The sequence below is a fragment of the Spiroplasma endosymbiont of Tipula paludosa genome (assembly GCF_964264785.1).
Classification (GTDB): domain Bacteria; phylum Bacillota_I; class Bacilli_A; order Mycoplasmatales; family Nriv7; genus Nriv7.
On sequence record NZ_OZ183484.1, the window covers coordinates 473,707 to 485,729 of the forward strand.

Consider the following 12,023-nt stretch of genomic DNA (forward strand, 5'->3'; position numbering starts at 1 on the left):
TTTTTAAAGAATTAATGAGTTTGTTTCGCTTCATTTTTTAAGACTCTTTTTGCTTTAATTTTCTGAATAATAAGACGGATTAATTTTTCAAATTTAAGTGCAAAATATATTGCTCCGCCTCATCAAAAAACAAATATTCCTGCTAGCATAATACCACTATTAAATTTGCCAAAGAAATTAACCATTTCTTTATTCATAAAATCATTAAATTCGTCACTTGTTCCGGTTATTCATTTAGTATCGATTACTGTTAATGCACAAATTAATAAGCTTATAAAGATGAAAATGATAATTAATACTATTTTTAACCACTGCTTTTTAAAAGAATTTTTAATTCTTAATTTTAATGGCATTTTTTCTTTTGAATTATCTTTTTTGAATAATTTTCCTAAAAGTTTTTTCATTTTAACTCTCCTTTCATGTTTTTTATCGTCCTTTAATCACAATAAATAAAGCAATAAGTACACAAGTGACACCAAGAATGGTAAAGATTGGATGTTGCGAAAATGTTCGTGCCATTGGTTTAAATAGTTCTAAAATTGTTAAATTGCTAGTAATAAATTTTTGGAAATTGGTAAGACCTTCGCTAATATAGTTTGTTAAAGTTTCAAAATGACTACCAGCCAACAATCCAAGAACAGTTATTAAGATAAAAATAATAATTAATTTAAACATTTTTAGTTACCTTGTTTTGTTTTTATTGGTTTTATTTGTTTTTTAGCTTTTCCTCACGCACTTAAACGCCCCTTATTTTTAACAGCATATTGGCGCTGTTTTTCTAAATTAACTTGTTGACTACCAAATCCAAGAATAATTGCCATAAGAAATTCTACAGCCAGCGTTAAGAACAAAGGAAATATTAGTTGAATTTTTGTTCCCGGCACTTCAAGACTTCAAATTAAATCAAAAACTTTATAAAGCATTTGGGCAAGAAAGTCGGCCATTTTTGCGAGATTTTCCATTTTTTATTATTCCTTTTCTTTCATTTTTCTTAAAAATTTGCTAAATTTATCCATTTTTAAGTATTCTAAGTCTTCTAAATCAATTGCTGTGTCATTATAGTATTTATCTTCATAGTCAGGATTTACTTTTGCATTTAAGTAATCTCTTAAAAACGCTAAATAAAAAGAATTGTAAGTGTTTAATATTGGTAGAGGAATTTTTAGTTTAAAAAAATAAATATCAAGTTCAGGAATATCACGATATTTAATGCGACGCCCTTTTTTACTATTTTTCGCATCAATTAAGGTGTTTCGTCAGCGTTCATATTCTTCAATGCTCGTAAAGGTGCCATAGATGACTTTTAAGTAGGGACGAAAAATATTAACGGGTTTTTTGCGAATTCCCACAATCACATTATTGGCAATATCACGAACTTTAACTCAAATATGTTTATCTCTTTGACCGCTAGCAAGCACAATATGACCGAAATGGCGTGCCAAAGCGAAATATTCTTGAATACCGGCTTCTTCGTTTTTGGTATTATTTTTTTCTCAATCAGTTCCTTCTAAAAATAAGTTGGTTTCATCTCATAACAGTAAGGTTTTGTCTGGCAATACCGGATAATCAAAGTCTAACAATCCCATATGGCCTAAACTTAATTTTTGGGTTTCTAGTAATGGAAAGGTTGCGGCGATGTGATATTTCTTCTTTTTTAGTAATTTTGCTGCGTATACTAGAAAAGCAGTTTTTCCAGTCCCTAATGAACCAATCACAATATTTAATGGTGAATTTTTTAAGAAATTAATAACTTTGTTAATTTGTGTTAAATTACCGATTTTAAAAAGGAAAATTAAAATACAACCGGCTAAAAATAAATAGCTCACAATGTTTTTGAAATAACCGTTGTAAATGTATCAAATTGCTCCTCAATGTCATAAAATTAAAAATGAGGTGCGATTCAATTCAATAAAATGGTTATTTTTTTCTATTATTCATTTGCAAAATTTCATCTTGCACCTCATTTTATTTTTTGTTAGCGCACTGCGCCAAGTAATTTTTCAAACATTTTAAAGCAAATAAAGAATATTGCCAAAATAAATGGAAAAATGAAGATTCAGTAGTCGGCAAAGAAGTTACCAACTTGCGGCATATTAACGGCAATAATTTCTCACATTTTAGTAAACGCTGTTATAATTGCATTTCACAATTTAGTCATCGCATCGCTAGCTGTTATTTTTGCTGGTGCATCGGCCAAGAAAGTTCCAATCATATAATCACCCCCTTTCTTTAATGTAACTTCTTGACATTAATTTTGTTTCTATCTAAATACTGATATGGTTTTCCAAAGTAGCATTAGAATAAATCACACCATAATTGCTGTTAAGAATCAAAAAGCAATGTTTGCTATTAAAAGTCAAAGTGTTTCTTTGGTTAAATCAATTTCTTCACCACCACTAATATGAGCCGGAATAGTTGTGATTTGAATAAATAAATCTCAGAAAGTTTGTTTAATTTGTTCTCAATTAAATTCTTTTAAGTTTATTGTCATTTTTTATTTCCCAAAAATCATTTTTATTGGTAAATACATAATTGAAATTAAGGCGAAAATAAAAGTAATGATAATAATTAATCCGGCAATAAATGCAACTTGTGCAGGCATTTTTTCTATCGGAACAAACAGTTTTAAAAATTCCATAATAATTTCTCAAAACATTATTTTTTATCCTCATTATTTTCTTTTGAATTAGGCGCTTTAACTCATTCTTCAAAGCGAGCAATAAATACTTTCTCGTCTTTTGTGAAATTACCAGTATTATTTTTAATGGCATTTTTATATTTAATTCTAATTTTTATTTTGGCATAAATTTTATAAGCAACATATGCTGACAGCATTATGCTGATAATAATAAATATTAGTCCAATTGCAATATTCATTTTTAAACTCCTTTAAAATAGTTATAATTCATATCTTTTTTGTTGTTTTCTTTTTCGGCAATGAAGAAACTTAATAATTCTTGGCCTTTAATTAACTTGGTTTCTTGTTCTTGTTGATTAATTGATTGATTAATTGAAATTACTTGATATTTACTATCTTTTATTATTCCAATGCAAATTGAATTTTCGTATTTTCCTTTATAAACAAATCGCTTTGGAAACCAAATGCCGATTTGTTCATTAAATCATGGAATTTTTGGTGCTTTAATAAGCATTGCGTTTTGTGTTTCTTTTAAGAGATATTTTTTAGTATTTAAGAAAATGTTTTCAATGTTTTTCATAGTAAATTACCTTTCTTGTGAATAAACTAAGTTATATTAACTAAGTTGTTAGTTAACTTAGTTTTTTAAACGCTGAATTATACTTGTAAGTGCAAGTAAATAAAATTGCAAAAGATTTCATATAAAAATTTCATGATGCTAAGTTTATTTTAGAAAAAGTAAATTTAAGGAGTTTTTATATGGGATACAAACATCTTGGCATAGATGAAAGAATTTATATTGAGAATCAATTGAAATTTAAAGTAAAAATTAGTGAAATAGCTAAAAATCTTAATCGAAGTATTAGTACTATTAATCGAGAAGTTAATAGAAATAAAGATAATAATCATTATTTTTCATTAATTGCACAAAATAAAGCAGAAAATAGAAAACAATTACATGTTTATTTTCATAAATTTAAAAATAGAGAATTAGTAAAATATGTACAACAAAAATTATTATTAGGTTGATCGCCTGAACAAATTTATGGCAGAATTAAAAATTTTCATCAAGAATGAATTATTAGTTTTAAAACAATTTACAATTGAATTTATTCTGGATTACTTGAAAAGGTTACTAGTAAAAATTTAAGAAGAAAAGGTAAGAAACGAAAATCTCAAGAAAATCGGGGTAAATTTAATGGTAAATCCATTAAAGAACGAAATGTTAATAATCGCATAACTCTTGGCCATTGAGAAGGTGATACTGTAGTATCATCACGAGGTAAAAGTAAATCATGTTTAATAACTTTAGTTGAAAGAACATCAAGATTTACTTTAGCAATATTAGTTGAAAATAGAACTACTAAAGTTATTAACAAAAATATTAGTCATTATTTATCAATTCTTCCAAATAATCTTGTTAAGACTATAACATTTGATAGGGGTAAAGAATTTGCTAATTGACAACAACTTGAAAAAAATTTAAATGTGAAAATTTATTTTGCTGATGCATATTCACCTTGACAAAGAGGTACTAATGAAAATACTAATGGTTTAATTAGAGAAAAATTTCCTAAAAAATTAAATTTTTCAAACACTACTAAAAATGCAGTTCATAAATTTATATTGTCTTTAAACCAAAGACCAAGAAAAATACTAAATTATCTTTCGCCAATCGAATATTTGGTTAGAAAAATAATTTAGTTGCACTTAACTTTACAATTTGGCTATATTATTATTAGTACGGGAGATATTATTACAATGCCAGGATTAAGTAAGAGTCCACAAGCATATAATATTGATGTTGTTAATAATGAAATCATTAATATGAATTAATATTAGACTTGGTACATAACTATAACATTTTATGCCGACTAAACTATAAAATTCATTTTTATCTTTGTATTTATCTAACATTTGTATTTCATCTAAAAAATAATTATCAAAATAGTAGATAAAATTAAAGGTTATGTACCAAGTCTATTAAATGAAAGGATACTAACTATGCGAAAAATAGTAAGTGGATGTTTAATATCCGTTATTACATTAGGAAATAGTTTTTATCAAGCGATTAATAATAATAAAATTAATGAAATTTATTCTCATAATTATTTTGAAATCTTACAACGCGAAAAAGTTTCTTTTGACCGAAATGTTGATTTTATTAACTTAATTATGCAACCTAACGATGATATTTCTGGATGGTTTATAGATATTTTAAAAGAAAATCATAAAACTAAGTTAGATAGTAATGATAAAATATTTTTAAGCAAGTGAGATAATATTTTGACTCGCAAAGCATCTAACAAGGCCAGTAAAATAAAAGATGGATTGGAAACAATTGGATCATATTTTGAGTTTAATACTTTAGAAGCAATAAACAATATTTGAAACGATAATGATGAAGTTAATTGAATGCCTTTTTTTAAAATTAATACTGTAGGTGAAATGAAACAAGCATTTATATCTTTTTTTGGACAATTAAATTTTCTTTATGGTAAAAAATTCTTGAAAAATAGTTTAACAAAACTTCAATGAACTTATATTCAAAAATTGAATGGCTTGAATGGTATTGTTAATAAAGACGATGATAATCAAATGATAAATTTATTACTTTTTGGTGCTGGTGTTAATAAAGAAGATGCTTGAAAGTGATATCAAGGTGATTGAAATATAATTACTTATAATGGTCAAGAATTTAAAGATTATATTGTGAATCCTACTAGTGCTGCTCATAATGTTTTTGTTCATGAATATGGGCACTTAGTTTCTTATTATACATATTTTAAAAATAATAACCAAAGCGGAGCATTTCACCTTTGAGAATGATTAAATAAAAAAATAAATTTTAATAATTATTTATCGCAAATGTTATTTTCGTGAATTTTAGTTCCCAGTAATTATCATATTTTCCATCCGTTAGAATCTACTTGAATTGAAGAGTGATTTGGTGAGGCTTTTGCCTATTGAATGTTAACTCCGAAGCATTTACGAACTTATGGATGAGAAATATTAAATCAATATTTTATGTTAGAGTTACCAAAAATTATTAAAAGTTAATTTAGTTAATTAATTTAGAAAATACTAAGAATTTTAAAATTCTTAGTATTTTTGTTTATTCCTATGATTTCTTGTTAATTTAAGAAATAGCAAATGCTTATTAATAAAATATTTGTTATAATAGTAAAAGTTATTACAATATTTTAAAACTGAATTAATTTGATATAATTTAATTAGTGAGGTAAGATATGAAAAATAATTTTGATATCATTAATAATACTGAATTTGATGTCACATTTTATACTGACTCGTGACATAAAATTTTAAATACCATAACCGATATGTTAAATATTGATGATGCTTTAGAATTATCGTTAAACATTATTAGTAAAGAAATGAGTTTGAAATTAAATCAAACTTATCGGCAAAAAAATTATGTTGCTGATGTGCTATCTTTTCCCGTTGAAGCAGATAATCAAAAGCTTTATGCGATGATTAATATGCGAATTTTAGGTGATATTTTTATTTGTTTTGAATTAGCACAAGAACAAGCCGATAAATATGAACATAGTTTATTGCGCGAGTTATCGTTTTTATTTTTACACGGTTTATTACATTTATTGGGATATGATCATCAAACTAAATCAGAAGAAGATATCATGTTTGCTTTACAAGATGAAGTATTAACAAAACTAAAAATTCCTAGAAATAAATAGAGGAGAAATTATGGAAAAAGATTATTTAAAAATATTAAAAGAGTTAAGTAATAATTCTTATAGGGTCGCGTTTAGTTTTCTTAGGTATTTTTTAAAAAAGAAAAAATAGTCATTTACTATAAATTATTTCAATATGCAAATTAAGTATATATTTCTTATGTATGATTTTTGTTGTAAAAAATTATTTTAATGTTGTTTTTATAAGCATTTTACTTAGTTTTTATAACCTTTTATTAAGAATATGTTTGTTAATATTAAATATTTTGTTTTATTAATTATTTTTCAAGTAAAAAGGTAATAAATTTTTAGTTGCTTTTCTTTCAAAATTATTCAAATCTTTACCCACCTAACAAAACTTTATGCGCCCTTCTTATAGTCCATATTCAAAGTTTCAAGTAGCAGCAATATTACAAAAGACTTGGTACATAACCTTTAATTTTATCTACTATTTTGATAATTATTTTTTAGATGAAATACAAATGTTAGATAAATACAAAGATAAAAATGAATTTTATAGTTTAGTCGGCATAAAATGTTATAGTTATGTACCAAGTCTAAATAAAGGATGATATAATAATTAAAGGTGTTAATGTTGAAAATATCGCTTATGGTGAAACTATTTGTGCTGAAAGAGTAGCTTTGATGCAAGCCTATACGCAAGGTTTTACAAAAAAAGATTTAATTGCCATTCATCTTTATACAAAAATAGGAATAACTCCTTGTGGTAGTTGTCGGCAAGTAATGAGTGAATTATTAACGGCAAATTGTCAAGTTTATATTTACAATGAAACAGAAATAGTTGGTGTATATAAAAATGAACAATTATTGCCGAATCGTTTTAAATCAATTAACTAAATAACATTAGAATAAAGAAATATGTTTAAAATAAGTTATAGTAATGGAGCATAATTTTATGAAGGAAACAAATAGTAATTTATTATTAGTTGACATAAAAAATTTAAGTAAAAAATATCGTCAAAAATGAGCTTTACAAGATATTAATTTGCAAATTTATTGTGGCGAGCGAATTGGTTTAATTGGTGCTAATGGTAGTGGTAAATCAACCATTTCAGAAATTATTGCGGGAATAAGAAAGCCAACAGCAGGAGTAGTTTGAAAAAAGTCAGAATTAGTTATTGGGATTCAGTTTCAAGATTCTAAATATCCGATGGGTATTACTATTTTAGATATGATTCAATATTACTTAGAAACTTTTAATATTAAATATCATTATGATGATTTAGAAAATTTGTTAAAAACATATCAACTAGATGGTATTAAGAAAAAACAAATTAATTCTTTATCTGGGGGTCAACAACAAAGATTAAATATTTTATTAGCAGTTATTCATAAACCGCAATTAATTATTTTAGATGAAGTATCAACAGGTTTAGATATTGAAGTGCGTGAAGATATTTTTGAATTTTTAGAAGAAAATATTGTTAAGAAAAATGTAACGATGATTTTAGTAACCCATATTATGAGTGAAGTAGAAAAGTTTTGTGAAAAAATCATTTTTTTACATAATGGTTTAATTAAAGAACAAATTACTGTTAAAGAAGTTATTGAACAATATGGTACCGTTGCTGAATATACAAAGGTAAAATTTAAATTTTATAAAGAACAAGATAAAAATAATAATTCTTCTTTAATGATATTAATAATTGATTTCATTGTTTTTTCCAGTGAATTACCTAATGTTGATAATGAATTTTTATTAAGCAAAATAAAAAATATGATTGCGGGGGCATTAATGATTCAAGTAATGATTATTGGGTTTCAAATTATTTCAGGAACAATTGTTGAATTTCGTAATTCAATAATTATTAAACATTTTGGATCAATTAATATGAAACCCAGAACTTTTTTCTTAACTGTTATTTTATTTGGTTGTATTTTAAGTTTATTTACAATTTTAATAACATTATTTTGAACTATCATTATTTTTGGGCGTCAATTTAATATTAGTGAACTTTTAAGTTTTATTAATTTACCAGTTATTGGTTATTTAATATTTTCTATTATTATTAGTATTAGTTTTGGAGTCTTATTAGCAACATTTTTTAAAACTCAAAAACAACATATGTTAATTTCTAATGCTTTATTTTTACCAATGATGCTTTTTAGTGGCGTATTTTTATCAAATTTAAATTTTGATAAGAATTTAATTTTTAAGATTTTTAGTTATTTATCAATTTTTAAATATCCAAGTAGTTTATTAATGAATAATATTGCTAACAATAGTATCTTATCCAACACAAATTTTATTATTAATATTTTAGTTTCTAGTGCTTTACCCTTAATATTTATTGGCGTTGCGATTAAATGGTGAAAATGATATGAATAATAATTTTCGTTCTGGTTTTATTGCCATTGTTGGTGAACCAAATGTTGGTAAATCTACTTTATTAAATACTTTAATGTTAAAAAAAATTGCTATTATTAGTAATAAACCGCAAACAACAAGAAATCGAATTCAAGGAATTTTGACTACCGATGATTATCAAATAATTTTTATTGATAGTCCAGGAATTCATAAGTCTACTAATGAATTAGGAAAAAGTTTAAATCGGGTGGCAGTGCAAAGTACTAAAGGTGTTGAAGGTATTTTATGATTAGTTAATAGTTATGAAGAAATTTCATTAACACATCAATATATATATAAGTCTTTGCAGGAACGAGAGGTACCAATTTTTTTAGGATTGACAAAAATTGATTTAATTACTTCTGAGCAATTAGAGCAAAAAATTAAATTATGAAATGAACGATTTAATGTTCAAGAAATTATTGGTATTAGTTGTTTAAAAAATATTAATATTAGTTTTTTATTAAATAAGCTGATGATGACATTACCGCTTGGACCGCAGTATTTTCCTAAAAATATGTTTCAAGATCAACAAGAAGATTTTTTTGTTAAAGAAATTATTCGTGAGAAAATTCTCTTATTAACTCATCAAGAAGTACCACACGGTGTTGCAATTTTAATTGAGGAATTTAAAAAAGAAAGAACAAAAAAAATTATTCGTGTAATCGCTACTATTGTTGTTGAAAGAGATTCGCAAAAAGGAATTTTAATTGGTAATGGTGGTAAAATGATTAAAAATATTGGTTCGCAAGCAAGAATTGAATTAGAAGAAATTTTTGCAACCCAATTTTATTTAGAATTATTCGTTAAAGTAATAAAAAAATGAAGAGATAGTCCTAACATATTAGCAAAATTAGGTTATGGTAAAAAATAAAGGAAATAAAGTGCATTGACAACAAAAATTTCGGGAATAATTGTTAATAAACAAGATTATCAATTGGTTGATGCCATTGTTAATATTTATACTATTAATGGCATTATTGCTATTTATTGTCCGGGGGTACGAAAAATCACTTCTAAAAATCAAGCATTTTTACAATTATTTAATTATTGTGAATTTGAATTATTTTTTGCTTATAGTAAAAATAAAATGCATCGCTTAAAAACCGGAGTTATTCTTGAAACATTCCCTAATATTCATAGTAACTATGAACGCTTAATGGTCACTAATTATTTAGTTAAACTTTATAGTGAACTTAGTGAGGATACTAATATTATTTTTAATGAATTATTAGTTATTTTACAAACTATTAATAGTGATAAAAATGAAGTTAAAAAACTTTTCTGTTTTTTAACTTTTAAAGTGTTAAAACTTTTAGGATTACAATTGCAACTAAACCATTGTAGCATTTGTAAAAGTAATAAGAATATTAAAACAATAAATTGATCAGCTGGTGGGTTTGTTTGTCGTGGTTGTTTTAAAAACGAACAACAAATATTTCCAATTTCACTTTTACAAGCACTATATGAATTAAATCATGAACCAGAATTTGAACAATGAGAGATTAATCAAGATGATTTATATGTTCTAATTCCATTTTATTATGAATATCTAAGCGAGCGCGGAGTTTTAAGTTATCAATCTTTAAAACCGATTAAAGAAAAATGAATTTTATCATCACTCTTTAAATAAAGAGTGATTTTTTATTTTTAAGCCAAATTGTAAAGTTAAGTGCAACTAAATTATTTTTCTAACCAAATATTCGATTGGCGAAAGATAATTTAGTATTTTTCTTGGTCTTTGGTTTAAAGACAATATAAATTTATGAACTGCATTTTTAGTAGTGTTTGAAAAATTAAATTTTTTAGGAAATTTTTCTCTAATTAAACCATTAGTATTTTCATTAGTACCTCTTTGTCAAGGTGAATATGCATCAGCAAAATAAATTTTCACATTTAAATTTTTTTCAAGTTGTTGTCAATTAGCAAATTCTTTACCCCTATCAAATGTTATAGTCTTAACAAGATTATTTGGAAGAATTGATAAATAATGACTAATATTTTTGTTAATAACTTTAGTAGTTCTATTTTCAACTAATATTGCTAAAGTAAATCTTGATGTTCTTTCAACTAAAGTTATTAAACATGATTTACTTTTACCTCGTGATGATACTACAGTATCACCTTCTCAATGGCCAAGAGTTATGCGATTATTAACATTTCGTTCTTCAATGGATTTACCATTAAATTTACCCCGATTTTCTTGAGATTTTCGTTTCTTACCTTTTCTTCTTAAATTTTTACTAGTAACCTTTTCAAGTAATCCAGAATAAATTCAATTGTAAATTGTTTAACGCCAAATTGTAAAGTTAAGTGCAACTAAATTATTTTTCTAACCAAATATTCGATTGGCGAAAGATAATTTAGTATTTTTCTTGGTCTTTGGTTTAAAGACAATATAAATTTATGAACTGCATTTTTAGTAGTGTTTGAAAAATTAAATTTTTTAGGAAATTTTTCTCTAATTAAACCATTAGTATTTTCATTAGTACCTCTTTGTCAAGGTGAATATGCATCAGCAAAATAAATTTTCACATTTAAATTTTTTTCAAGTTGTTGTCAATTAGCAAATTCTTTACCCCTATCAAATGTTATAGTCTTAACAAGATTATTTGGAAGAATTGATAAATAATGACTAATATTTTTGTTAATAACTTTAGTAGTTCTATTTTCAACTAATATTGCTAAAGTAAATCTTGATGTTCTTTCAACTAAAGTTATTAAACATGATTTACTTTTACCTCGTGATGATACTACAGTATCACCTTCTCAATGGCCAAGAGTTATGCGATTATTAACATTTCGTTCTTTAATGGATTTACCATTAAATTTACCCCGATTTTCTTGAGATTTTCGTTTCTTACCTTTTCTTCTTAAATTTTTACTAGTAACCTTTTCAAGTAATCCAGAATAAATTCAATTGTAAATTGTTTTAAAACTAATAATTCATTCTTGATGAAAATTTTTAATTCTGCCATAAATTTGTTCAGGCGATCAACCTAATAATAATTTTTGTTGTACATATTTTACTAATTCTCTATTTTTAAATTTATGAAAATAAACATGTAATTGTTTTCTATTTTCTGCTTTATTTTGTGCAATTAATGAAAAATAATGATTATTATCTTTATTTCTATTAACTTCTCGATTAATAGTACTAATACTTCGATTAAGATTTTTAGCTATTTCACTAATTTTTACTTTAAATTTCAATTGATTCTCAATATAAATTCTTTCATCTATGCCAAGATGTTTGTATCCCATATAAAAACTCCTTAAATTTACTTTTTCTAAAATAAACTTA

General features: G+C 25.0%; 19 protein-coding genes. 8 read left to right on the forward strand and 11 right to left on the reverse strand.

Annotated elements, in window-relative coordinates; translation table 4 throughout:
* Nucleotides 1-11: 11 nt before the first annotated feature.
* The 9 genes from ACFEL5_RS02745 to ACFEL5_RS02785 are packed head-to-tail and all read right to left on the reverse strand — an operon-like array spanning nt 12 to nt 3,218.
* Nucleotides 12-404: a hypothetical protein gene (locus ACFEL5_RS02745; RefSeq protein ID WP_375315634.1), complete on the reverse strand. Its 393-nt coding sequence runs from the start codon at nt 402-404 to the stop codon at nt 12-14.
* A 22-nt stretch (nt 405-426) separates the two neighbouring features.
* Nucleotides 427-675: a hypothetical protein gene (locus tag ACFEL5_RS02750; RefSeq protein ID WP_338967070.1), complete on the reverse strand. Its 249-nt coding sequence runs from the start codon at nt 673-675 to the stop codon at nt 427-429.
* Nucleotides 676-677: 2 nt separating this feature from the next.
* A complete protein-coding gene (locus ACFEL5_RS02755; protein ID WP_215826817.1) occupies nt 678-962 on the reverse strand; it encodes a hypothetical protein in 285 nt (94 codons plus the stop codon).
* A gap of 6 nt (nt 963-968) precedes the next feature.
* Nucleotides 969-1,952, reverse strand: a complete 984-nt coding sequence (locus ACFEL5_RS02760) for a hypothetical protein (protein WP_375315635.1) — start codon at nt 1,950-1,952, stop codon at nt 969-971.
* A gap of 23 nt (nt 1,953-1,975) precedes the next feature.
* On the reverse strand, nt 1,976-2,212 hold the full coding sequence (locus ACFEL5_RS02765) for a hypothetical protein (protein WP_338967064.1): 237 nt from the start codon (nt 2,210-2,212) through the stop codon (nt 1,976-1,978).
* 48 nt (nt 2,213-2,260) lie between these two features.
* Entirely contained in the window at nt 2,261-2,491 is a 231-nt protein-coding gene (locus tag ACFEL5_RS02770; RefSeq protein ID WP_375315192.1) for a hypothetical protein, read from the reverse strand.
* Between the two features lie 3 nt (nt 2,492-2,494).
* Nucleotides 2,495-2,656, reverse strand: a complete 162-nt coding sequence (locus ACFEL5_RS02775) for a hypothetical protein (protein WP_342277701.1) — start codon at nt 2,654-2,656, stop codon at nt 2,495-2,497.
* Nucleotides 2,656-2,877, reverse strand: coding sequence for a hypothetical protein (locus ACFEL5_RS02780; protein WP_375315193.1), 222 nt, complete (start codon nt 2,875-2,877; stop codon nt 2,656-2,658). Before ACFEL5_RS02780 ends, ACFEL5_RS02775 begins: the two co-directional genes overlap by 1 nt.
* Nucleotides 2,878-2,879: 2 nt before the next feature.
* Complete coding sequence (locus tag ACFEL5_RS02785) at nt 2,880-3,218, reverse strand: hypothetical protein (RefSeq protein WP_342277703.1); 339 nt, start codon at nt 3,216-3,218, stop codon at nt 2,880-2,882.
* Between the two features lie 179 nt (nt 3,219-3,397).
* On the opposite strand from ACFEL5_RS02785, the gene ACFEL5_RS02790 reads away from it, so the two are divergent.
* From ACFEL5_RS02790 to recO, 8 genes are all read left to right on the forward strand, one after another.
* Nucleotides 3,398-4,342 carry an IS30 family transposase gene (locus ACFEL5_RS02790; protein WP_375315190.1) on the forward strand — a complete coding sequence of 315 codons (945 nt, stop codon included), beginning with the start codon at nt 3,398-3,400 and terminating at the stop codon, nt 4,340-4,342.
* A 57-nt stretch (nt 4,343-4,399) separates the two neighbouring features.
* Nucleotides 4,400-4,474 (forward strand): hypothetical protein, encoded by a 75-nt coding sequence (locus ACFEL5_RS02795; protein WP_375315757.1) that lies wholly within the window; start codon nt 4,400-4,402, stop codon nt 4,472-4,474.
* A gap of 168 nt (nt 4,475-4,642) precedes the next feature.
* Nucleotides 4,643-5,698: a hypothetical protein gene (locus tag ACFEL5_RS02800; protein ID WP_342190164.1), complete on the forward strand. Its 1,056-nt coding sequence runs from the start codon at nt 4,643-4,645 to the stop codon at nt 5,696-5,698.
* Nucleotides 5,699-5,886: 188 nt separating this feature from the next.
* Entirely contained in the window at nt 5,887-6,354 is a 468-nt protein-coding gene (ybeY, locus tag ACFEL5_RS02805; RefSeq protein ID WP_342190163.1) for an rRNA maturation RNase YbeY, read from the forward strand.
* A 618-nt stretch (nt 6,355-6,972) separates the two neighbouring features.
* Nucleotides 6,973-7,209, forward strand: a complete 237-nt coding sequence (locus ACFEL5_RS02810; protein WP_375315758.1) for a cytidine deaminase family protein — start codon at nt 6,973-6,975, stop codon at nt 7,207-7,209.
* 43 nt (nt 7,210-7,252) lie between these two features.
* The gene (locus tag ACFEL5_RS02815) at nt 7,253-8,701 is read left to right on the forward strand and encodes an ABC transporter ATP-binding protein/permease (RefSeq protein WP_375315636.1); all 1,449 of its coding nucleotides are present in this window, start codon (nt 7,253-7,255) and stop codon (nt 8,699-8,701) included.
* Nucleotides 8,694-9,593, forward strand: a complete 900-nt coding sequence (gene era / locus ACFEL5_RS02820; RefSeq protein ID WP_375315637.1) for a GTPase Era — start codon at nt 8,694-8,696, stop codon at nt 9,591-9,593. Before ACFEL5_RS02815 ends, era begins: the two co-directional genes overlap by 8 nt.
* Nucleotides 9,594-9,608: 15 nt before the next feature.
* Nucleotides 9,609-10,352: a DNA repair protein RecO gene (recO, locus tag ACFEL5_RS02825; RefSeq protein WP_342190160.1), complete on the forward strand. Its 744-nt coding sequence runs from the start codon at nt 9,609-9,611 to the stop codon at nt 10,350-10,352.
* 45 nt (nt 10,353-10,397) lie between these two features.
* On the opposite strand, the gene ACFEL5_RS02830 is transcribed toward recO, so the two are convergent.
* Together ACFEL5_RS02830 and ACFEL5_RS02835 are read right to left on the reverse strand one after the other, a co-directional pair.
* Entirely contained in the window at nt 10,398-11,006 is a 609-nt protein-coding gene (locus ACFEL5_RS02830; protein WP_375315759.1) for an IS30 family transposase, read from the reverse strand.
* Nucleotides 11,007-11,038: 32 nt separating this feature from the next.
* Nucleotides 11,039-11,983, reverse strand: coding sequence for an IS30 family transposase (locus ACFEL5_RS02835; RefSeq protein ID WP_338966716.1), 945 nt, complete (start codon nt 11,981-11,983; stop codon nt 11,039-11,041).
* Nucleotides 11,984-12,023 lie beyond the last annotated feature (40 nt).